Here is a 21,956-nt window from a genome sequence, read left to right on the forward strand (position 1 = left end):
GCCCTCTCCTTAGTGTGCTACGCCAGCCGCGACGCTTTCGTCGATGAAGCGGCCTTCGATGAAACGTTCCATGCCAAATTCGGCGCTCAGCGGTCCAGGCTCGCCTTTGGCGATCAACTCGGCCGTGGCCCAGCCGCCGCCCGGAATGGCTTTGAACCCGCCAGTGCCCCAGCCTGCGTTAATAAAGCAGTTGCCCAAGGGCGTTTTACCAATCACAGGGGAGCGGTCGCCGGTCACATCCACGATGCCGCCCCACTGGCGCAACATCTTAAGACGGCTGACCATCGGGAAGGTTTCGCAAAGCGCACGCACGGTTTCTTCGATGTGGTGGAAGCTGCCGCGCTGGGTGTAGTTGTTGAACCCGTCGGTGCCGCCGCCAATGACCATCTCGCCTTTGTCCGATTGAGACATATAACCGTGCACTGTGTTGGCCATCACGACGATGTCCATGCAAGGCTTGATCGGTTCCGAAACCAGCGCCTGAAGCGCCACAGATTCCATCGGCAGACGGAAGCCCGCCATGTTCGCCAGATCGCCGGAGTTACCGGCCACAACCAGCCCCAGCTTGTCGCAATCGATCGGGCCTTTGGTGGTATCGACACCGACCACTTTGCCAGCCTCCTGACGCACACCCACAACTTCGCATTTCTGGATGATGTCCATGCCCATGTCGGAACATGCCCGCGCATAGCCCCATGCCACCGCGTCGTGACGACCTGTGCCGCCGCGCGCCTGCCAGAGCCCGCCCAGAACCGGATAGCGCGGCCCGTCGATGTTGATGATCGGCACCAGTTCCTTGACGCGCTCGGGCCCGACAAATTCGGTCTGCACACCTTGCAGCGCGTTGGCGTGCGCGGTGCGCTGATAGCCGCGGATTTCACTTTCGGTCTGCGCCAGCATCAGAACCCCACGCGGGGAGAACATGACGTTGTAGTTCAGATCCTGAGACATGGTCTCATACAAGGACCGCGCCTTTTCATAGATCGCGGCCGAGCTGTCTTGCAGATAGTTGGAGCGGATAATCGTGGTGTTGCGCCCCGTGTTGCCGCCGCCCAGCCAGCCCTTTTCGATGATCGCCACTTTGGTGATGCCGTGGTTCTTGCCAAGGTAGTACGCGGTGGCAAGGCCATGCCCCCCCGCGCCCACGATGATCACATCATATTTCTTCTTGGGTTCCGGCGACCGCCACGCGCGTTCCCATCCGGTGTGATACCGGGCGGCTTCGCGAGCGATGGCAAAGGCTGAATAACGTCTCATGGGCAGTGATTCCGATAGGGCAAAGCTTTCCCCCAGTTTATGCCCGTAGCATGCCTGCGCACACCCTGTTCAAAGCGCCTATTTGCGTTCCGGTTGCGACATGTTGCTGCCCTGACTGTCGCTTATGTGATTTTCCCTTTAGCTCAAGAGCCTGCACGATTACATGTGGTCCAACCCGACGGAGGCCCGATGACTTTCTGGATTGTAGCTGGCGTATTCGCCCTTGTGTCTATTGCGCTTATGGCGCTTGCGGTGTTGCGGCGCCCCGAAGCGGAAGAACATCCCGCCGCCTATGACCTGCGCGTCTATCGCGATCAGCTCAAGGACGTGGACAAGGATTTGACCCGAGGCGTGATCAACGAAAGCGACGCGACCCGAATCCGCACCGAAATTTCGCGCCGCATCCTGTCTGCGGACGCGCAGCTTCAAGCCGCTGACGACAGCACCGCCTCAGGCGGCCCTGCTCTCAAGGGTCTCATCGCGGTTTTGGCCCTGATAATCGCAGGGGGAACTTTTGGTCTGTATGCGGTGCTCGGCGAAAACGGCGCTGACGATCAGCCGCTTGATCTGCGCGTGGCGATGGCCAAGGAACGCCTTGATAACCGCGACGGACAGGATGTTGCCGAGGCAAGCCTGCCAGCGCCTCAGCCGGTAGAGCCCGACGCGGAGTTTGCCGCGCTGATGGAAAAGCTGCGCGTAGCGGTCAAAGACAATCCAGACGATCTGCGCGGACATGTACTCCTGGCCCAGAACGAGGCGAGCCTCAACAATCTGATTGCGGCCCACCAAGCCCAGGCGCAGGTGATCCGTATCAAGGGGGCCGAGGCCACGCCATCAGACTATTTGATCCACGCAAGCATGCTGATTTCGGCGGCCAACGGATATGTCTCGCCCGAGGCGCAGGCCTCGCTTCAGGCCGCATTGGACAAAGAGCCGACGAACCTTCTGGGGCGCTATTACTGGGGGCTGATGCTGATGCAAAACGGCCGCCCTGATGCAACGTTCCAAATTTGGGATCAGGTTTTGCTGCAAAGCCCGCCCGATGCCCCGTGGGTCGCCCCTATACGCATGCGGATGGAAGATCTTTCGTGGTTTGCGGGGGTGAAAAACTATCAACTGCCCGCGCCGATGGGGCCACACGGCGGCACCCTTTCAGGCCCCACAGCTGAAGACATGCAGGCCGCCAGCGAAATGGACTCCGAAGACCAACAAGCAATGATCCGCAGCATGGTCGAAGGGTTGGCCGACCGGCTGGCAACCGAAGGTGGCACGCCCGAAGAATGGGCGCGCCTGATTTCGGCCTATGGCGTGCTTGGCGAACAAGACCGCGCAGCGCTGATCTGGGGCGAGGCCCAGCAGGTCTTTGCCGCGGTGCCCGACGCGCTTGAAGTGGTCCGCGCCGGCGCCCGCCGCGCCGGAGTGACGCAATGAGCGTGATTTTTGACGACTTCGAAGATATGGCCGCCAACCTCCCGCAAATGCAGGCGTTGATGGGGCTCGATCTTGGCACCAAAACCATCGGAGTGGCGGTGTCCGATCTGATGCAATCCGTGGCGACGCCGATTGAAACCGTCAAACGCAAGAAATTCACACTGGACGCCGCGCGACTGGTGGAGATCATCAAAGACCGCCAGATCGGCGGCATTGTCCTCGGTCTGCCCCGCAACATGGATGGCTCTGAGGGGCCGCGCGCGCAATCCACCCGTGCTTTTGCCCGCAATCTGCTGCCTTTGGTCCCCTGCCCGATCGGGTTCTGGGACGAACGTCTGTCCACCGTGGCGGCCGAAAGAGCCCTTCTAGAGGCGGATACGACACGAAAACGTCGCGCAGAGGTTATCGATCACGTGGCCGCCGGGTATATCCTGCAAGGGAGCCTTGATCGGCTCAAGCACATCAGGAGCGCGCTTTGAGCAAGGATATCGTCTGGAAACGCAACGAGGTTGAGAGCCCCTGTATTCAGGTTTGCGTGGTGCATCCCGAAGAGCGCATCTGTACCGGATGCCTGCGTTCGATCGACGAAATCACGCGCTGGTCCAAGATGGAAGCCGATGAGCGCAAGGCCATCATGCAAGAGTTACCCGACCGCGCCCCTCGTCTGCGCAAACGCCGCGGCGGCCGTGGAGCGCGTCTGAAACGCTAAGGAAATCTGTCGGAGTCAAAAAAGGCCGCGCAGATCGCGCGGCCCTTTTTTGTTAGTCACTTGCAACGGTTATCCCGCGTCTCGCTCCGAGATTCTTGCCACCTCGTTCACCAAGGCCAAAGACCGAAGAACCAGCGGAATTGGCGCAAGGAACACCAACGCAAACCAGTTCAGATCAGCGATCCACCCCATCACAGCGTCACCAGTTCCGCCGGCTCAAGCACCACAGCATCCGCGGTCAGCGACGGGTACCCGCCCACAACCGTGGCAATGATTTCGCCATTATAGGAAATCTGGGCTGTGCCTGCCGCATCGGGATCTTCGGTGATTTCCACGGTTCCCGCCGGGTCGGTGGGCACCACAATCATGATCTGATCCTCAAAGAGGTCGTAATCCTCAATGACAGGCGCCTCAGCGTCATCCGCAAGGTCTAGCTGGCTCAGAATAAAGTTGTCGCCGCCTTCGCCACCGGTGCCGGAATCACCCGCACCAAGCCAGAAGACATCTTCGCCTGCGCCGCCAACCATGGTGTCAGCCGCGCCATCATCCACCGCCGTTGGACCCGATTCTTCCGAACCCTCAGGCGCTGCCTCGACACTCAGCCCAAAGAGCGTGTCGGAACCCTCGCCGCCGTCCAGAGCATCCGCGCCAAGTCCGCCGTCCAGAACGTCTGCGTCTTCTCCGCCAATCAGCGTGTCGTCACCGTCGCCGCCCAACAGGGTATCGTCTCCGGCCCATCCGTCCATTTCGTCGTTGTCGTCGCCGCCATCAAGCAGATCGTTGCCAATGCCGCCCTCAAGCGTATCCGCTCCAGCGCCGCCGCCAATCACATCGTCACCGTCGCTGCCATAAAGGTAGTCATCGCCAAAGCCGCCACCGATCACATCGTCACCGGCGCCTGCGGACACTGTGTCGTGGCCGAGGCCACCATAAATCGTGTTGTTGCCCTGACCGTCGTCAATCACATCGTCGCCGTCGCCACCGCGGATGACATCGTCGCCCTCACGTCCGCTCAGCGTGTCATCTCCGTCGCCGCCATTCATGGAGTCATCGCCAAAGCCACCGATGATGCGGTCTTCGCCATCTCCGCCAAACAACGTATCATCGCCGATCCGACCGGCGATCCAGTCGTTGCCCTGACCACCTCCGATCGCGTCGTTGCCACCATCGCCGGTCAGGCTGTCGTCTCCTGCGCCCCCCCAGACCGCGTCATTGCCGCCGCCTGCGTTGATCGTATCGTTGCCATCTTCGCCGGTGATCAATTCGCCTTCGGACGTACCTGCCAAAACCTCGCCGGCCGCGGTGCCCAAAATGTCCGTACCAGGATCAACCGGAGGCGAGGGATCCGGTGTTTCCGGCTCGTCGCTTGCGCTGCTAGACTCGTCATCGCTGCCGATCTCGTCGATCGCCCAGACCATCAAGCCCACGCCCAATAACAAACTCAGTGTAATCAACATAACAAATCCCCCCGGATTTTTGGCACCCGCCACACTCTCCCCAGAGAATTACCACATTTTTGTCTTATTTACAGATATTTGTGCGATTGTTTCCCATTGGGAAGCGATCACCGCGCACGGCAATTTCTGTTTCCAGAAACCACCTAAACGGGGGAGAGATTCAATTTAGGGTTGGGTGATCCACCCTCGAATGTCGCCGATCATCACAGGTCTGAAATAGGCAATTCCCCTCAGGTTCGCCTCATTTGCGCCATGATCTTCCCACGGTGCCACCCCGTGCAGGCACAATCTATGCACGAGCACCGCCTCTCCCGGCTGCGCCAAAACCGGCACACGGCGGCAGGACGCAAACACCTCACGCCGCGCCGCCTGATAGGCTTCGCTGATGTCCGTTACGGCCCATTCCTGTGGCTGAATTTCCATCAATACTCGCCCCAAAGCCGCACGCATGACCTCATGACTGCCTTCCCAAACCACCAACGGCGACTCAGCATCGATATTGGTGGTCAACGGCAGCCCCAACAACCAATGGTGCGGCTCCTCCAGCAACCGCTCGCCCTTCGGGCCACGCTTCAATCCATCAATATGTGCCGCGTCCCGTCGCAAACGATAGCCAAACGCCGCCTCGCTTTCATTGTCTCGGGGTCTGGGATATCCCGCCGTCACCACCGAAAGTTGCGCGCTGTGCAACTCAGGCAGAGGACCGTAAAGCTCTGTCAGAGCCGAAAGCGGCGCGCCGTCCAGCGCCACTCCTCCGATGGCACCCGACGGATCGTTGGGCAAAGCATCTACACCGATAAACCACGTGTTCTCACAGGCCCACCACTGCGCCATCTCCGGCGCACGCATCGCATCCTGACCAGCCAGCCATGCCGCCTTCGCCCAGGCTTTGACGCGCGCATCAAACGGCAGCACGCTCCAGCCTTTGGCGAAAAAGGGGCTCACCAGCCCAAAGCCTTGCGCAGCATGTTCAGCGCAACCAACGTCAGGAACACAGCAAAGACCCGTTTCAACGGCTTGGGATCCATCGCATGGGCTATGCGCACGCCGATGGGGGTGGTCATCAGGGTCATCGCGATGATGATAAAGAACGCCACCATATTGACCGCACCAACGGTAAAGGGCGGACGGTGTGCGGGATCAATCGGCAACAACAGAAAGCCGATGACCGAAGGCACCGCGATGGTCACACCAAATCCCGCCGCAGTGGCCACCGCACGGTGAATCGGAGTGCCAAACAGGCTCATGAGCGGCACACCGAAACTGCCGCCGCCGATACCCATCAGCACAGACAGAAAGCCCATCATCGGGCTCAGGATCGCGCGCAAAGGCCCCTTGGGCATAGATTGCCCCAACCGCCACTCGGACTTGCCCAGCCCCATATATGCGCCGATCACCAAGGCCAGAACGCCAAAGACAATCTGCAACGTCACTGACCGCAGGTTAGACGCCACCAAAACACCAATCACCGCGCCCAGAACGATTCCCGGCGCCCAACCGCGCAGGATTTCCCAATCGACAGCGCCCTTTTTGTTGTGACTAAGGACAGAGCGCACCGACGTGACAATGATTGTCGCCAAAGAGGTCGCCAGACAGATCTGCATCAATTGCGGTCCGTCATAGCCCAAGGCGCTGAAGGCATAGAAAAACGCCGGAACCAGAACAATGCCGCCCCCGACCCCCAAAAGCCCCGCCAGCACGCCGGCAAGGGCGCCGATCACCAGAAGCAAAACCAGCATTTGCAAAAGAAGCGTTGGATCAGCAGGCATAGGGTGTCTCCGGGCAATAGGGTGTGTTCGCGCCCGCAGCTAAATCCGAAAAGACACGCCACCGCAAGACACCGCCCTGCCCTGCGCCGTATCGTCACCCAAATGTCAGTGCCTTACGCCGCCGCTTGTGTCACCGACATCAAAGCGGCCTCGACGGTTTTGGTGTCGGCGTCGGGTTTGGTGGCATTTTCCGACAGATAACGCCGCCAGCCTCGTGCGCCCGGTCGTCCGGCAAAAAGGCCCAGCATGTGCCGTGTCACCTGATGCAGCTTGCCACCACCGCTCAGATGCGCCTCGATATAGGGCAACATCTGTGCCACCACAGCCACCGGATCGCTGTCTTGACCGGTGCCGTAAATCCGCCGGTCCGCCTGACACAGAATGTCGGCCGGATTGTGGTAAGCGGCGCGTCCGATCATCACCCCGTCCATGCCCGCTTCAAGATGCGCTTGGGCCTCTTCCAACGTGGCAATGCCGCCGTTGATCGACAGATGCATGTCCGAAAAATCGCGTTTCATCTGATGCACCAAAGGGTAGTCCAACGGAGGAATGTCGCGGTTTTCTTTCGGGCTCAGTCCCTGCAACCACGCTTTGCGCGCATGAATGGTCGCGCGCCTGACGCCAACCTTCTGCATGTGGTTCAGGAAGTCGGGCAAGACTTCATCGGGCGCCTGATCATCCACGCCAATGCGGCATTTTACTGTGACCTCGACCGACACCGCGTCCTGCATGGCTTTCACACAGTCCGCCACCACCGCAGGCGTTTTCATCAACACCGCCCCGAAGGTACCGGATTGCACGCGGTCCGAGGGACAGCCGACATTCAGGTTCACCTCGTCATAGCCATGCGCCTCACACAACTTCGCCGCCTGCGCCAATTCCTTGGGATCGGACCCACCCAACTGAACCGCCACCGGATGCTCTGCTTCTGAGAAATCCAACAGATGCAACGCCCCGCCCCGCACCAAAGCAGGCGACGTCACCATTTCCGTATAAAGCAGCACCTCGCGCGACAGCAGCCGGTGCAAATACCGGCAATGTCGGTCCGTCCAATCCATCATGGGTGCAACGGAAAGACGGGCGGAGGTATCAAGGGCGTGTGTGGTCATGAGCTCAATCGGGTCAGCGGCGTGTTGTCGGCATGTAAGGTCTGGCGCCGGATTTGCCAGAGCCACGCCCGCAAGGCGCGGCACTGAAGACCGCCTCCTACAACAAATCCGTCGGCAGCAAAACGAAAAAACCAAGGCCCGATTTGGCCCAGAATCACCGCCGCTTTCCGAAAGACCGCTGCCTCCACGCGCCGGATTTTGAAACGCCCCACCGAACCATTTCCGTTGAATTTTCGCAAAAACCAGTGGCGAAATGCACCTATTTCCCCATACCTCGTTTTAGAAACGCAATAATTCCAAACCGTTAACCTTTTGTGGCTTTTTAGGCAAATCTATTCTGGATTTGCGCTCAATCCCCTCGTTTGCCTTCACTTCCCTGCCGTTAGCATTCGTTAACTTTTGCCACCTAGGCCCAGATCAGGGACGCCGGAGCCCTGACGTTCAAACGTCGGCCGGCGAAGAGGATGAGCCAAGAATTGATGCTCCTGACGCAGAACGCGGCGCGCGAGACAAGCGCAGTGCCAAAGGTCATTTGCGGCCGCTAGCCATGTCTCCCGCCCTCGATGATTTCGAACATTTTGCAGACATCAGGGACTTGGAACGATGCCGACGAGAATTACTATCGACAACAGTCAGGCGCCGATCACGGTGTCCGCCGAGATATTTGGCGCAAACGTATTGTCAGACGCAAACGAAACCGGCGGCGTACCTGACACCGGCTTCACCGACGCTGCAGACATTCTTGACGTTTCACATCTGCGTTATCCCGGTGGGCGCGCGGTCGGTGAGGACATTTCCAGTCTCGACACCAACGCGCAGGGCTTTGACCAGCTTGACGCGGATCTGCGCGCCTATCTTGACTGGTGCAAGGAAACCGGCACCTCCACCACGCTTGTGATTGCCGCCATTGACGATACCCACACCGATGCCGAGGAACTCTCCACGTGGTCCCGACTGGTGCTGGAGTACATGGGCGAGGACGCGGCCCTGATCAAAGCCTATGAAATTGGCAACGAATTCTGGCAAACCATTGACGAAACCGCCTATGGCCAGAACGCCGCCGCGATCACCGCAGCCCTCAACAGCGTTGAGGTGGGAGGCCACAGCCCCGACCTCTATGTGCAGACCGCCAACGTCACCGGCGGAACTTCCAACTACAAGGGCACCAGCGCTGGCTCGATCTCCAACGCCGATGCCATCGCCGCCATGCAGCACTGGGAAGCCGACGAGCGACCTTCGGATTGGGCTGATGGACAAGACGCACAGAACTATTTCAACAGCCTCAACGCCTACGAGCAGCGCGTCATCAAAGGCAATCTCGAGCTGATGCAAGAGCTGGACGCGGACGGCGACATCACAAACGGATTTCAGTTTGCCTCCGAGGGCGGGTTCGACGGCATTGTGGCCCACTACTACTACACCGGCTGGGAAGGCAGCTTTGACCTGACCGAAGACGCCAGCAGAATGGAAGTGCGCAATCTCGACCTGCGGCTCTCGGTCTGGGAAGGGCTGATCCCTGACGAGATCGACATCCGTTTGACTGAATGGAACATCGACACCGCCAACTATAGCGCGTTGGGATTGCGCGCGGCCGGCACGTTGATCGAACTCTTCTCCAACATGGTCGAACTTGGCGTCGATGGCGCAGAGTTCTGGGCCATCAACCACAACACCAGCTCTTCGGTGTCGGCCTCACCGGACGAGCACGGCAACATGCAACTCAGCCCCGCGGGCATGGCGCTGGCGCATCTGAGCAGCACATTTAACAATATGTCAGGCGACATGCAGCTGATTTCGGTGGATGGCTTTGACCAGACCGAGATGGAAGTGAACGTCTTCGCCGACGGCTACACCACCGTGGTTTATGTCATGTCGCTCAGCGACGATTTCGGGCATGAATTTGCGCTTGACCTGTCGGGCGTGGCCGGAAGCGCCTCGCAGTGGACGGCAGTGCGCTTTGGGATTGACCCGAATTCATCTGACGGCCTGAGCGAAGGCCGCGTGTATGACGAAGACGGGCTTCTGGTGTCGCGCAATCCGCGTCGCGAGATTACCGAAGCCGAGAAAGACGCGCTGATTGCACGCCTTGGCGACGCCTATAGCGACGGATTCATCAAAGAGATCAACGGAAGTTGGAAAACCTACCTGCCGGAAGCCGACGACATTTTCCTGCGTCCAGGCGTGACCACGCCGACATCGCTTGCGGATTTCTATTTCCCGACAGAAACCGATGTGATTGGTCTGGAAACTTTCTACAGCCACAGTGATCTCGGCTCCTCGCTGACCGACATCTCCTTTGACCTTGATCCCTATGAATTGATCGCGATCACCATCAATCACGTTGTGGAACACAACGGCGGCAACTCTGCGGACCTGATTGATGGCGGAAGCGGCAAAGACATCCTTCGCGGCAACGATGGCGCTGACAAACTTAGCGGTCTGGAGGGCGAGGACACGTTGCACGGGCACAAAGGCAACGACACCCTTCTGGGCGGTGCAGGTGATGACCAAGTCAATGGCGGCGGCGGACGAGACAGCCTGGAGGGCGGCAGCGGCACAGACACCCTGAATGGCCAAAACGGACGCGACACCTTGCGCGGCGGCGAGGGCAACGACTTTCTTGACGGCGGCAACGGCGACGACAGCCTTTATGGCGATAACGGCAACGATGACCTGCGCGGCGGTGAAGGCTTTGACCGGCTGTCGGGCGGCAACGGAAAAGACAGCATCTACGGCGACGGCGGCGATGACACCATCTATGGCGGCAACGGCTTTGACAAACTCAAGGGCGGCGACGGCGAGGACTCGATCTATGGCCAGACCGGCGATGACCGGCTCTACGGCAATGATGGCAACGACTTTCTGTCGGGCGGCGACAACAACGACCAACTGTTCGGCAATGACGGGGCGGACACGCTCTATGGTGGCCGCGGAGAAGACACGCTGACCGGCGGTGCCGGTGCCGATGTCTTTGAGTACAGAAATGGCGATGGCATTGATGTTTTTGCCGACTTCAACAGCGCCGAAGGTGATCGGATCGACCTGTCCGATGTCACGTCCATTTCGGGCTTTGACGACCTCTACGCCAATCACCTGAGTCAGTCGGGCACAGATGTGATCATCCGCATGGGGGCTACCAACTACATTACCATAGAGGAAGCGAGCCTTACCGACTTTAGCGCGGAAGATTTTCTGTTCTGACAAAGGCCATTTTGCGAGTTTTATTGGGGTTGCCGCATTCGGCGACCCTTTTTCTTTCGCTCAAATTCACACGTATTGAGTGAATGAGCCCAACCCCTTGGCAACAGAGTTTTTTCTGCCTTCGAATCGCGCCTTAACCTAGGCCAAAACTATTCCAAAAAATATTTTGAAAATTTTTATTCACTGCGTATAGTGCCGCCAAATCATAAGGGCAAAATGCCCGCATATTGAACAAGAGCGGTGAATACTCATGAATAGTTTTGGTTATGCCGTCCGCGGTGCGGACGGGGGTGTGGTACGTGGGCAAACTGCAATGGCGGATCACGGCATTGTTCCGGTGTCTCAGGCCAGCGATGTCTCTCTGAATCTGTCGCCGATGGACGTGACATCTTACACGCGTCAGGGCGGTGATCTGGTGATCACTTTGGCGAGCGGCGAAACCATCACTCTTCAAGGCTATTTTGCGGGCGATCTCGCGGAAGACCGAGAGCTTTTTCTGAGCAAGGACGGGCAATTCCACAAGGTGGACATCGGCGAGCCGGTGGGGGATCAGTTTTTTGTCCAGTATGACTCTGTTGCGATGAACGAAAAATGGTCGCAATACGACGATCTGACCTTTCTGGATCTGGAACGCATCGAACCGGTTGTCGCCCCTCTCGTGGCCGCAGGTCCGGGCCTTGGCGCGCTTCTGGGCGTTGGTGGCGCGGCGGCTGTGACCGGCGTTGTTGGCACCGGCGGAGGCGGCTCAGGCGGCGGCGGTGGCGCAATCGTGCCCACGGTGGATGATCCCGACGTGAGCCGCGTCATCGGCGGCACCGGACCGGATACCGTGACCATCACCGGCACCGGCGAGCCTGGCTCTGAGGTGGTCGTTGAGGTGGGAAGCGTCACCGAAACCGTGACCATCGGGGGTGGCGGCACATGGGAAGTTGTTCTGGATCCGACCGAACTCCCGACTGATGGTGTCTATGACACGGTTGTCACCGTGACCGCGCCCGGCGGCACTGTCTATGATCTTGACGGCCCAACCGTGGATATCGATACCACCGCGCCTGACGCTGTTGTCACTCAGGGCACGCAGTCCGTAGGCGAAGTGGTCAACGCTGCCGAGGCCGACGCTGGTCATGTGATTACCGGCACAGGCGAGGCAGGTGCCGCAATCACTGTAGAGATCGACGGCACGACCCACACCACAACCGTTCAGAATGACGGCACGTGGTCCGTGACATTTGCCGGCGGTGAAATCACCTCGGGCGAATATGAAACCGTTGTGACGATCACCTCCACCGACGCGCGTGGCAACACCACCACAGTGACAGACGTGCTTGAGGTCGACACAATCGCGCCGGGCGCCACACTTGGCACCGTTGAGGGCGACAATGTGATCAATGCCTCGGAGGCCTCAAACGGGGTTGTCCTGACAGGCACAGGCGAGCCCGGAAGCACACTTTCCATCGACTTTCAGGGGCTGACCAGAACCGTCACCGTGGACGGCAACGGCGTCTGGTCGATGTCTTACGCCGCCGGAGAAATTGCGGCAGGCACCTATGACAGCGACGTGACAATCACCGCCACAGACGCCGCTGGCAACAGCGCGACCCAGACCTTTGCGGTGCGCGTGGACACCGAAAGCAGCGCCACCATCACCTCCCCCATCGCAGGCGACGGCACAGCCAACGCCGCAGAAGTGGCCACAGGCCTGACCCTGACCGGCACCGCCGAAGCCGGCGCACAGGTCGCAGTCACTGTCGAAGGCGTGACCCGCACCACGATCGCCGACGGCAACGGCAACTGGACCGCGAGCTGGTCCGCCGCTGAAGTCCCGCAAGGCATCTATCAAAGCACGGCGACAGTGGTCGCCACCGATGCCTCTGGCAATTCATCGACAGTCAGCGAGACCTTCACCGTCGACACCGAAGTCTCCGCCAGCATCACCCCAAATCAGCTTGGCGGCGACGACACCGCCAACGCGGCCGAAGTCGCCAGCGGCATGACCCTGACCGGCACCGCCGACGCCGGATCACAGGTGCAAATCACGCTCGAAGGCGTGACCCGCACCGTCACCGCAGACAGCTTTGGCAATTGGACTGCCTCATGGACCGCCGCCGAAATCCCGCAAGGCACCTATGACAGCACCGTCACCGTGGTGGCCACCGACCCCGCGGGAAACAGCACATCTACCGCAGCAACCGTTCATGTCGATACCGAACTGTCGGTGGGCTACAACTCAGGTCAGGCAGGTGGCGATGACGTGGCCAACGCCGCAGATGTGGCGGGGGGCGTGACCCTGACCGGCACCGCGGACGCTGGCACCATGGTGCAGGTCACTCTCGAAGGCATCACCCGCACCGTCACCGCCACCGCAGGCGGCACATGGTCAGCCGCTTTCACTTCAGCCGAAATCCCACAGGGCGAATATGACGCCACCGTCAGCGTGACCGGCACCGACGCCGCAGGCAACGTGGCTACCACCACCGGAACCCTGCGCGTGGACACCTCGACCACGGTCACGCTGGATGTGAATGCCGCCATGTTCACAAGCCCCGTCAACGCCGCCCAGATGCAGGGAGGTCTGGTGCTGGATGGCACCGCCGAGGCAGGCGCCACCGTGACCGTGACTGTCGAAGGCGTGACCCGCACAACCACCGCCGACGGCTCCGGCAACTGGTATGTGACCTATGAACCCGGCGCATTGGCCGAAGGCACCTATACGGCCAGCGCCACCCTGACCGTGACAGACGCGGCAGGCAACTCCGCATCGACCTCCGCGACATTTGACATCGACACCGAAATCACCACGCCCATCGTGCAATCGGTCACGTTTGCAGACGACGATGTCAGCTCGGTTTCCCTGACGACAGAAGATCAGAGCTACGAAATCCACGCCCTGCACGCCAACGGCTCCACCAGCGAACTGGCAACCACCGAAGTGGCCATGGGTGGCGACGAAAGCCTGTTTGTTCTGAACCCCCGCGCCTCAGACGGCACCCATCTGGTGATTTCGTCGGAAGACAGCGCCGGAAACCTGTCCGACACGCTTCTTGTGTTGGATGACAACGTCACAAACACAGGCACTCTGGATCACGCGGCGCTGGACGGGTTCAATATTGAAGGCATCGAGCTCGACTATGCCTCTGACGCCCACCTGACCCTGACCGAGGCGCAAATTCGCGACCTGTCAGACACCTCCGACACGCTGACCATCCACGGCGGCTCTGATGATCAAGTGACCGTATCGGGCGCGCAAAGCACGGGTCAAACCGTTGATATCGAAGGGGAAGTCTACGACGTCTACACGATCGGGGATGATGGCGTCACGCTGGTCATCGATCAGGACATCAATGTGATCGTCTAAAACAGACCGCGGACCGCAGACCATGGCAATGCATCCCCTCACCAAAGGTTGGCTACCCCTTCTGGGGCTGAGCCTGTTGGGCGGGTGCATGCAATCCTTGCCGATGGACGCGCCGGCTTTTCTCAAACCGAAACCCGCACAGGGCGCCGAAGTCACCAAGGCCGCCAGCGCCTTTTCCCAGCCCGACACCAAAGCGCAATCCGACATTCTGGAAACCCTTGTGGCCCGCCGCTCGGTACTGCCTGATGACAGCCGATTAGCCTATGTGTCGGAGGTTGCCCTCACCTCGTCCAACCGCGCCGCAGAAGCCGAACTGAAGACCGCGAAGCTGCGGGCAGAGGCAGAGGACAAAAACTGGCTGCCCACCCTTGGCCCGACCGTGTCGCTCACCTCTCTCGGCGATGTCGTGGCAGGATTGGTGCTGGATCAGGTGATCTTTGACCATGGCCGCAAGAAGGCCGAGCGGGACTATGCTGCTGCGGATGTCGAAGTGGCTGCTGTGTCCCTTTCACAGGACATGAACGATCGCGCATTCACCGCTATGGCGCTTTATATCAAAGCACTGCGCGGGCGTGAAAAGGCGTCGCTGGGCGACAGCGCGCTGAAACAGATGAACCACTTTGCCGACATCGTCGAGGGACGCATCACCGGTGGCGTCTCCAACAAGGGCGACCTGCGGATGGTGCAGACCAAGATCAGCACCCTGCGTACGATGCGCGACACCGCCTCCGAAAGCGTCGAAACCGCGTTGTCCGAGCTAACTGCCATGACAGGCACACGTTTTGATCTGGAACCGGTGTCACCGGTCCAGATCAATGGCTCTGTCGAGACACTTGAGGTCATCAAGGCTGGTGCAGAGGCCAAACGCGCCGTGGCTCAGGCCACGGTTGCGCGTGCTGGCCAGCTTCCGGGGGTGTCGGCAACCGGCACCGTGGCGACCGGCGGCAATTCCGCGTCGCTGGATCTCAGCACCGACACCGGCCTTGGATTTGGCACAGGCAAGCGCATAGAAGCGATTGAATCCACAAAAGAAACCGCCAAACGGCAAGTGGCTGAAGCGCGCGAGGACGCCGCCCGTTCCGAAAGCCGCCTGCGCCGCGAGATCGACAGCCTTGCCCGTCAGGAGGCCGAAGCCAAGACCCTCGCCCGTGACGGGCGCGAAACCTACAAGCTTTTCCAAGCCCAGTTCCGCGCCGGTCAACGGTCTGTGCTGGAAGTGGTGGATGTCTATGACCAATCCACCTATCGCGCTCTGGACGGGATTGACGCGAAATACGACAAGATCCTCGCCCAGTTGAAATTGGCCCGCGATATGGGCCTGCTTGCGGACGGAGACGCGATTTGACCAAGGCCAAAGCCCCGGTTGTCCTCTCCATCGCCGCGGTGACACCCCGCGCCGCCGCCAACGCGTCCACCCCTGCACCGCAGGCCGCAAAACCGGCATCCACTCCGCCACCCAAGTCCCAATCGGCGCCCCACCACAAACCCGCCGATGCGCTTCACGATCTGGTCGAAGCCACCGCCACCCGCATCGAGCACCGCGCGGGTCTTGTGGCGACGCTGGCCGCGCTACATGGGATTGATATCCCTGTTTCGGACGTCGGCGAATTCATGTGGACCGCCGCCCCCGGAGATGTGACGCTCTCGGCGCTGGCCAAGGCACTCGCCCATGCCGGCGTGGAGCCCAAGGCGCACAAAAACCTCGCCCTCAGCCCCAAAAGCTGGCCCGCCATCACCATGATGAGCAACGGTCAATCCGTTCTGGTGTTGTCACAGGACGAGGACACGCTGACAGTCTATGACCCCAGCCTTCCCGACAACCGTGCCGAAGTGCCCGTCGCCGAGTTCGCACCTTTTTTCACCGGTCAGGCGCTGGCTGCAAAGGTAAGCTTGCGGCAATTGGCAGACCGCCATGTGCCGCAACTGTCCTCAGGTCACTGGTTTTGGGGCGAGTTTTCCAAATACCGCCGTCATGTCGGGGAGATCATGCTCGGCTCGCTGGTTGCCAACCTTCTGGCGGTGGCTGTCGCGCTGTTCTCGTTGCAAGTCTATGACCGCGTGATCCCGCATCAATCCGAGGCAACCCTTTGGGTTCTGGCTGTGGGCGTTGTCTGCGCAATCCTTCTCGAAGGCGCGCTGAAGCTCGCCCGCGCCCGCATGTCCGACGCCGCTGGTCGCCGGATGGAACTATCGATCCAGCACCGCCTGATGCAGCGCCTGCTTGGCATGCGCTCAGACCGCCGCCCCCTGCCCCCGTCCGGCCTTTTTGCAGCGATGCGCGATTTCGGTGCTGTGCGCGATTTCTTCACCTCCAGCACTATCGCCGTTCTGGCGGACATGCCGTTTATCCTGATCTTCCTTGCGCTGGTGGCCTCGATCGCGGGCAATATGGTCTGGGTGCTCGTGGCTGGCGGTCTCTTGATGGTCCTACCTGCCTATATCCTGCAAAAACGCATGATTGCGCTCTCGCGTCAGACACAGGGCGCATCAAGCAAAGTCGGTCGTCTGCTGCAAGAGGTCATCACCGAACTCGACACCGTCAAAACCCAACGTGGCGAAGAGCGCGTGCTGCGCCTGTGGGACGAGTTGAACGAAGTTTCCAGCCATTCCAGCGCCGAGCAACGCCGCCTTGCGGCCGCCCTGACCCATTGGTCCCAAGGCGTGCAACAGATCGCTTACATCGCCACAGTGGTCATTGGCACCTATCTGGTGTTCGCGGGCGAATTCACCGTTGGCACCATCATCGCCGTGGGCATCCTGACCTCACGCACCCTCGCGCCACTGACCCAATTTGCAGGCACGCTGGCGCGCTGGTCCAACGTCAAAGGCGCACTGGAAAGCCTTGATGCCATTGCCCTTTCCGAACAGGAAAAAGACGGCTCCCGCAAATACCTGCGCCGTGAAACCCTCAAAGGCCGGTTCGAGATGCGCGAGGTCAGCTTTGCCTATGACGAAGACGCCGCGCCAACATTGGACGTGCCAGGCGTCGTGATCAAACCCGGTCAGCGCGTGACCATTCTGGGCGCCAATGGCTCCGGCAAATCCACGCTGCTGAAACTGCTCGCGGGTCTTTACGGCCCCACCAAAGGCCGTATCCTTGTCGATGGCGCCGACATGGGCCAGATCGACCCGCGCGACCTGCGCCGTGGTATCGGCTACCTTAGCCAAGACGTACGCCTTTTCGCAGGCTCCCTGCGCGACAACCTCAACCTGACACAGCTGGAGCGCGATGATGATCGCCTGATGGCCGCGCTTGATTTTGCGGGACTTGGCGAATTCATTCGAAACCACGCACAGGGCCTCGATCTGCAAGTACGCGACGGCGGCGAAGGCCTCTCGATCGGTCAGCGCCAATCTATCGGCTGGGCCCGCCTCTGGCTGCAAAACCCGCCAGTGGTGCTGTTGGACGAGCCAACAGCTGCGCTTGACCAAACACTGGAGCGAACACTGGTCAGCCGTCTGGACACATGGCTTGAGGGCCGCACCGCCCTCATCGCCACCCACCGCACCCCCATTCTGGCGCTTTCCACCCGCACGCTGATCCTGCAAAGCGGTCGCCTTGTGGTGGATGGCCCGCGCGAAAAAGTCCTCGCACATCTGGCCGCAGGAGAACGCGCATGACCAGCCTGACGCCCGAACATTTCGACTCCGACGACACTGCCTTTGACGATCAGTTGCGCGCCTCGCGCCTGACCATCCGCCTGATTGCCGGTGCGGTGGTCCTGTTTCTGATCTGGGCCGCTTTTGCTTGGGTCGATGAAATCGTGCGTGCCGACGGGCAAGTGGTCAGCTCCTCCCGCTCCCAATCCGTGCAAAACCTCGAAGGCGGCATCCTCGCCGACCTCGCCGTCAAACAGGGCGATCTGGTTGAGGCCGGCCAAGTGCTCGCCACGCTCAGCGACACCCGTTTCCGCTCTGCCTTTGACGACCTGCAAGACCAGATCGACGCGTTGGAAATCCGCCGCATGCGGCTTGAGGCCGAAATCGCCGGCGCATACGAATTTGAGGTGCCAGCCGACCTCGCGACCCGCGCCGACCGGATGCTGTCTTCCGAGCGCTCACTTCTGAAGGCGCGCCAGACCGATCTGGACAGCCGCAAAGAAGGCGCGTTTACGCAGTTGGAACAGGCCAAAGAGGAGCTGCGCAACATGCAGACCCTCTACAAAAAAGAATACGTTGCACTTCTGGAAGTCAACAAGGCGCGGGAAAAGGCATCTGAGGCCGAAATCCGCTATATGGACATCCTCACACAGGCCGAACTGGTTCTGGCAGAGGAGTATTCCGACACGCTCAAGGACATCACGTCGCTCAAACAGGAAATGCGGCTAGCCTCGGATCAGCTCAATCGCACCGTAATCACCGCGCCGATGCGCGGCATCGTCAACAACCTCGCCGTGACCACCATCGGCGGCGTTGTGCGCCCCGGTGAGGAGATTTTCGAGATCATCCCACTGGGTGAAGACCTTTTTGTCGAGGCCCGCGTACGTCCCGAAAACATCGCCAACGTGGAACCGGGTCAGGACGCCTCGATCAAGCTCACGGCTTATGACTACACGATCTACGGCACGCTCAAAGGCAAGGTGGATTTCATCTCCGCCGACACCTTTGAGGACGAACGCGACCCCTCTGCCCCACCGTTTTACCGCGTGACCGTGACGGTGGACATCGACAAGCTCACGGATCGTCAGAAAGCCATCGAAATCCGCCCCGGCATGCGCGCCAGCGTGGAGTTGCACACCGGCTCAAAAACCGTGCTGCGGTATTTGATGAAGCCGCTTTACAAATCGCGTGAGGCGTTTCGGGAGCCGTAGAGGCAGGACTGCACGTGGTTTTGTAAATGGCAGACGGCTTTTGTGCGAATGTCTGATGTGCGGACTTTGCTGCCGTTCAGAATTTCAGCAATCTCCACCGCCTGAACCGTCAAAGCCTGCACTATGACCACGACCGTCATCGGCACTATTGGCGTAACCCGAGCGATCCGGAGCGCTTTCAATGGAAAAGGACATCAGGCCAAATAAAAACAGCGCCAGAGCAATCAGATAACGCCACCACGGGCCCTCAAACTGATGGTAAACCAGCCAAGCAAGGGCGCGAAAGCAGAAACTACAAGTTTGTGTCGAAGCTTGATCACATCAAAAGGTAACTTGGATGTTTCCCAAAGTCACGTTTAAAGAATTGGCATAGACACTCTGGGCTCAAAGGCGTCTTTCGCCGCGCGCAAAACAAGCACACGTTTCAACGAATAACGCCCAACACATCGCGCCCCTCCTTAATCCATGACACCGACTGCCCTTTCGCGTACCCTCGCCCGAACCCAACCGGAGCGCGCGTTATGGACCTCACCCACCTCATCGCTTTCAACATCGCCCTGCTGGCCGCCATCGCCAGCCCCGGCCCCGCCTTTCTGGTCGCTGTCAAAACCACGCTCACGTCAGGCCGCAGCGCAGGCATTGCTGTGGGTCTCGGTCTTGGCCTCATGGCCGCGCTCTGGACTGCTGCTGCGCTCTTTGGTCTCGAAGTGGTCTTTGTCGCCTTCCCGTGGGCCTACACGGCAGTGAAAACCATCGGTGCGCTGTATCTCATGTGGATCGCCTACGGCATGTGGAGATCGGCGCGTGCGCCGCTGAACGCAGATGTCAAACCCGCACGCCATGCCTTTCGCCAAGGCATCCTGATCAACCTGATGAACCCGAAGTCCGTGCTCTTTGCCGCCGCTGTGCTGGTGGTGATCTTCCCGCCCAACATGACGCTTGGCGAGAACCTTCTGGTCATCGCCAATCATCTTGTTGTCGAATGGATCGTTTATACTGCGATTGCCATTGGCATGAGCACAGAAGCCGTCAGCCGCCGCTATCTGCGCGGCAAAGTCTGGCTGGATCGCGTGGCCGCCGCAGTCCTTGGCGCGCTTGGTTTGCGCCTGCTGCTGGACCGTTAACCGCCGCGCATCATCTGTTGCAACGCCTCGGCGGTCAGTGTGGTGCCCACAGACACCGTGCGGCCACCCATGGCAGCGCGGGCCGATACCACCGACACCAACGACGGATTCTTGCCGTTTGTCAGCGCCAGAACCGGCGCGCCAGAGGCCCCGAAATCCACATCACAGCTCATCACCAGCGTCTGATGTTGGGTGGCCAGAACCCGACAGGGGTATTCCAGCACCGGATCATTGCGGTTGCCAATGGTGTAGCTCAGAACCCCCAGCATATCACCGGACCCCAAACGCACATCCTGCGCCATCGGCAGCACGGCATTGCTGTCAATCGGGCGGGTGAGCCGTAGCAGAGCCAGATCATGCCCGACCTGCGCCGTGCCTTTGCGCACGTGGCGGTACTCGGGATGTTGCATGGTGCTTTTCACGCGCCGCACCGCCGAGGCCTTGCCGTTGCGCAAGCCAGCCTGAAACTCAATCACATCCGGTGCAACCCGACGTCCTGAGTTGGGATCATATAGACAATGCGCCGCTGTCAGAACCAGATCAGGCGACACCAAGGCTCCGGTGCACATCGCGTTGCCATTCACCATCAAGCGCCCGACAGAAGCTTCACCCGGCACGGCATCCTTGATCTTGCGCTGCTTGGGCGCCTCCGCAAAAGCCACAGTCGGCATCAAACCGGCAATCAGACACATCAGTTTCAAAAATCGCATGACAGCTCCTCTGGACAGCCCGACCAGATAGCCCGCGCACTTGGGCGGCAATCGGGCAAAACCTGCGCGTTTTGCCGTCCATTTCGGCACCATTCACGGCACAACTCGGTCCCAGTGCCGCCTTCTTGCCGCAATCCCACCCTCAAGGATTGTCACATCCGGAAATCTGCATGGAACGTTTTGTCACACCCGCCATTGGCACCAATTCCGCCCGCCCCACCGGTCAAACCGCGACTTTCGGCTCGGGCCGTCATCAAGCCGCCACCTCTGCTTGGCCCTTATTTCCAAGCCACTTCCCGGCATCTGAAAACTAATTCACAAAATTTTCCGCGCTAACAGGAAATCTTTTTACAGAACTGTTGTTTCATTTCCTGCGCTTATTTAGTTCTTTTCTATTCTCTCTATTCTGTGATTGGGCGCTGCGGATTTGTGCAGCGGGGAGAGAGTTTTTGAGATTGAGGAGAGGAGCCTCCATGTCACCGGATACTATTGTTAACCACACATTCCCGCCGTCGGACGAGCTGGCAGAAAACGCCCACATCACGGCTGCACGCTACGCGTCGATGTACGCGGCCTCGATCAACGACCCGGAAGGTTTCTGGGCGGAGCATGGCAAGCGTGTAGATTGGATCAAGCCGTTCACCAAGGTGAAGAACGCCTCTTTTGCGCCCGGTCAGGTCGACATCAAGTGGTTTGAGGACGGCACGCTCAACGTCGCCGCCAACTGTATCGACCGCCATCTGGAAACCCGCGGCAATCAGGCCGCGATCATCTTTGAACCCGATGACCCAAACGAGCCGGCGCAGTCCATCACCTATGCCGATCTGCACCGCCGCGTCTGCCGCATGGCCAACGTGCTGGAGCAGCTGGGCGTGCGCAAAGGCGACCGCGTGGTCATCTATCTGCCTATGATCCCCGAAGCGGCCTACGCCATGCTGGCCTGCGCCCGCATCGGTGCGATCCACTCGATTGTGTTTGCCGGCTTCTCTCCCGACGCCCTCGCTGCCCGCGTGAACGGCTGCG

At 60.0% G+C, this 21,956-nt stretch carries 17 protein-coding genes; 10 read left to right on the forward strand and 7 right to left on the reverse strand.

Going from position 1 to position 21,956, the window contains the following annotated elements:
• Nucleotides 1-9: 9 nt before the first annotated feature.
• The gene (locus BM069_RS05200) at nucleotides 10-1,257 is read right to left on the reverse strand and encodes a sarcosine oxidase subunit beta family protein (RefSeq protein WP_093321076.1); all 1,248 of its coding nucleotides are present in this window, start codon (nucleotides 1,255-1,257) and stop codon (nucleotides 10-12) included.
• A 189-nt stretch (nucleotides 1,258-1,446) separates the two neighbouring features.
• Here BM069_RS05200 and ccmI point away from each other — a divergent pair, with 189 nt between their 5' ends.
• From ccmI to BM069_RS05215, 3 genes are read left to right on the forward strand one after another with little or no spacing between them, the layout of a single operon-like run.
• On the forward strand, nucleotides 1,447-2,688 hold the full coding sequence (ccmI, locus tag BM069_RS05205; RefSeq protein WP_093321078.1) for a c-type cytochrome biogenesis protein CcmI: 1,242 nt from the start codon (nucleotides 1,447-1,449) through the stop codon (nucleotides 2,686-2,688).
• Between the two features lie 2 nt (nucleotides 2,689-2,690).
• Entirely contained in the window at nucleotides 2,691-3,167 is a 477-nt protein-coding gene (gene ruvX / locus BM069_RS05210; protein ID WP_093321386.1) for a Holliday junction resolvase RuvX, read from the forward strand.
• Nucleotides 3,164-3,397, forward strand: a complete 234-nt coding sequence (locus tag BM069_RS05215; protein WP_093321081.1) for a DUF1289 domain-containing protein — start codon at nucleotides 3,164-3,166, stop codon at nucleotides 3,395-3,397. Before ruvX ends, BM069_RS05215 begins: the two co-directional genes overlap by 4 nt.
• A 69-nt stretch (nucleotides 3,398-3,466) precedes the next feature.
• On the opposite strand, the gene BM069_RS20105 is transcribed toward BM069_RS05215, so the two are convergent.
• The 5 genes from BM069_RS20105 to dusA all read right to left on the reverse strand — a co-directional run bounded on the left by BM069_RS20105 (nucleotide 3,467) and on the right by dusA (nucleotide 7,732).
• Nucleotides 3,467-3,589 carry a hypothetical protein gene (locus BM069_RS20105; protein ID WP_280137030.1) on the reverse strand — a complete coding sequence of 41 codons (123 nt, stop codon included), beginning with the start codon at nucleotides 3,587-3,589 and terminating at the stop codon, nucleotides 3,467-3,469.
• Nucleotides 3,589-4,854, reverse strand: a complete 1,266-nt coding sequence (locus BM069_RS20110; protein WP_093321083.1) for a calcium-binding protein — start codon at nucleotides 4,852-4,854, stop codon at nucleotides 3,589-3,591. Before BM069_RS20110 ends, BM069_RS20105 begins: the two co-directional genes overlap by 1 nt.
• Before the next feature lie 165 nt (nucleotides 4,855-5,019).
• Complete coding sequence (locus BM069_RS05225) at nucleotides 5,020-5,799, reverse strand: hypothetical protein (protein ID WP_244503534.1); 780 nt, start codon at nucleotides 5,797-5,799, stop codon at nucleotides 5,020-5,022.
• Nucleotides 5,796-6,623: a sulfite exporter TauE/SafE family protein gene (locus tag BM069_RS05230; protein WP_093321091.1), complete on the reverse strand. Its 828-nt coding sequence runs from the start codon at nucleotides 6,621-6,623 to the stop codon at nucleotides 5,796-5,798. Before BM069_RS05230 ends, BM069_RS05225 begins: the two co-directional genes overlap by 4 nt.
• 113 nt (nucleotides 6,624-6,736) lie before the next feature.
• Nucleotides 6,737-7,732 carry a tRNA dihydrouridine(20/20a) synthase DusA gene (dusA, locus tag BM069_RS05235; protein WP_093321094.1) on the reverse strand — a complete coding sequence of 332 codons (996 nt, stop codon included), beginning with the start codon at nucleotides 7,730-7,732 and terminating at the stop codon, nucleotides 6,737-6,739.
• 603 nt (nucleotides 7,733-8,335) lie between these two features.
• Here dusA and BM069_RS05245 point away from each other — a divergent pair.
• The 6 genes from BM069_RS05245 (at nucleotide 8,336) to BM069_RS05275 (ending at nucleotide 20,223) form a co-directional block, all read left to right on the forward strand.
• Nucleotides 8,336-10,933, forward strand: a complete 2,598-nt coding sequence (locus tag BM069_RS05245) for a calcium-binding protein (protein ID WP_093321099.1) — start codon at nucleotides 8,336-8,338, stop codon at nucleotides 10,931-10,933.
• A gap of 250 nt (nucleotides 10,934-11,183) precedes the next feature.
• Nucleotides 11,184-14,288 (forward strand): Ig-like domain-containing protein, encoded by a 3,105-nt coding sequence (locus tag BM069_RS05255; RefSeq protein WP_139216140.1) that lies wholly within the window; start codon nucleotides 11,184-11,186, stop codon nucleotides 14,286-14,288.
• A 22-nt stretch (nucleotides 14,289-14,310) separates the two neighbouring features.
• Nucleotides 14,311-15,633: a TolC family protein gene (locus tag BM069_RS05260; protein ID WP_244503535.1), complete on the forward strand. Its 1,323-nt coding sequence runs from the start codon at nucleotides 14,311-14,313 to the stop codon at nucleotides 15,631-15,633.
• Nucleotides 15,634-15,671: 38 nt separating this feature from the next.
• Complete coding sequence (locus BM069_RS05265) at nucleotides 15,672-17,909, forward strand: type I secretion system permease/ATPase (RefSeq protein WP_425288663.1); 2,238 nt, start codon at nucleotides 15,672-15,674, stop codon at nucleotides 17,907-17,909.
• Entirely contained in the window at nucleotides 17,906-19,099 is a 1,194-nt protein-coding gene (locus tag BM069_RS05270) for a beta-barrel domain-containing protein (RefSeq protein ID WP_093321111.1), read from the forward strand. Before BM069_RS05265 ends, BM069_RS05270 begins: the two co-directional genes overlap by 4 nt.
• 521 nt (nucleotides 19,100-19,620) lie before the next feature.
• The gene (locus tag BM069_RS05275) at nucleotides 19,621-20,223 is read left to right on the forward strand and encodes a LysE family translocator (RefSeq protein ID WP_093321114.1); all 603 of its coding nucleotides are present in this window, start codon (nucleotides 19,621-19,623) and stop codon (nucleotides 20,221-20,223) included.
• Here BM069_RS05275 and BM069_RS05280 read toward each other — a convergent pair.
• Nucleotides 20,220-20,933: a trypsin-like serine peptidase gene (locus tag BM069_RS05280; RefSeq protein ID WP_093321392.1), complete on the reverse strand. Its 714-nt coding sequence runs from the start codon at nucleotides 20,931-20,933 to the stop codon at nucleotides 20,220-20,222. The two genes, BM069_RS05275 and BM069_RS05280, sit on opposite strands and share 4 nt — an antisense overlap.
• Before the next feature lie 473 nt (nucleotides 20,934-21,406).
• On the opposite strand from BM069_RS05280, the gene BM069_RS05285 reads away from it, so the two are divergent.
• Nucleotides 21,407-21,956, forward strand: a 550-nt coding sequence (locus BM069_RS05285; RefSeq protein WP_139216141.1) for an AMP-binding protein, incomplete at its 3' end; no start/stop codon positions are given.

Source organism: Shimia haliotis (assembly GCF_900114415.1).
GTDB classification, from domain to species: Bacteria; Pseudomonadota; Alphaproteobacteria; order Rhodobacterales; family Rhodobacteraceae; genus Shimia; species Shimia haliotis.

Excerpts from the sequence above, each read along its gene's own strand:
- BM069_RS20110 (WP_093321083.1), bottom strand. The coding sequence starts at position 4,854 with ATGTTGATTACACTGAGTTTGTTATTGGGCGTGGGCTTGATGGTCTGG.
- BM069_RS05270 (WP_093321111.1), top strand. The coding sequence starts at position 17,906 with ATGACCAGCCTGACGCCCGAACATTTCGACTCCGACGACACTGCCTTT.
- dusA (WP_093321094.1), bottom strand. The coding sequence starts at position 7,732 with ATGACCACACACGCCCTTGATACCTCCGCCCGTCTTTCCGTTGCACCC.
- BM069_RS20105 (WP_280137030.1), bottom strand. The coding sequence starts at position 3,589 with ATGGGGTGGATCGCTGATCTGAACTGGTTTGCGTTGGTGTTCCTTGCG.
- BM069_RS05255 (WP_139216140.1), top strand. The coding sequence starts at position 11,184 with ATGAATAGTTTTGGTTATGCCGTCCGCGGTGCGGACGGGGGTGTGGTA.
- BM069_RS05275 (WP_093321114.1), top strand. The coding sequence starts at position 19,621 with ATGGACCTCACCCACCTCATCGCTTTCAACATCGCCCTGCTGGCCGCC.
- ccmI (WP_093321078.1), top strand. The coding sequence starts at position 1,447 with ATGACTTTCTGGATTGTAGCTGGCGTATTCGCCCTTGTGTCTATTGCG.
- BM069_RS05260 (WP_244503535.1), top strand. The coding sequence starts at position 14,311 with ATGGCAATGCATCCCCTCACCAAAGGTTGGCTACCCCTTCTGGGGCTG.
- BM069_RS05245 (WP_093321099.1), top strand. The coding sequence starts at position 8,336 with ATGCCGACGAGAATTACTATCGACAACAGTCAGGCGCCGATCACGGTG.
- BM069_RS05200 (WP_093321076.1), bottom strand. The coding sequence starts at position 1,257 with ATGAGACGTTATTCAGCCTTTGCCATCGCTCGCGAAGCCGCCCGGTAT.
- BM069_RS05230 (WP_093321091.1), bottom strand. The coding sequence starts at position 6,623 with ATGCCTGCTGATCCAACGCTTCTTTTGCAAATGCTGGTTTTGCTTCTG.
- BM069_RS05280 (WP_093321392.1), bottom strand. The coding sequence starts at position 20,933 with ATGCGATTTTTGAAACTGATGTGTCTGATTGCCGGTTTGATGCCGACT.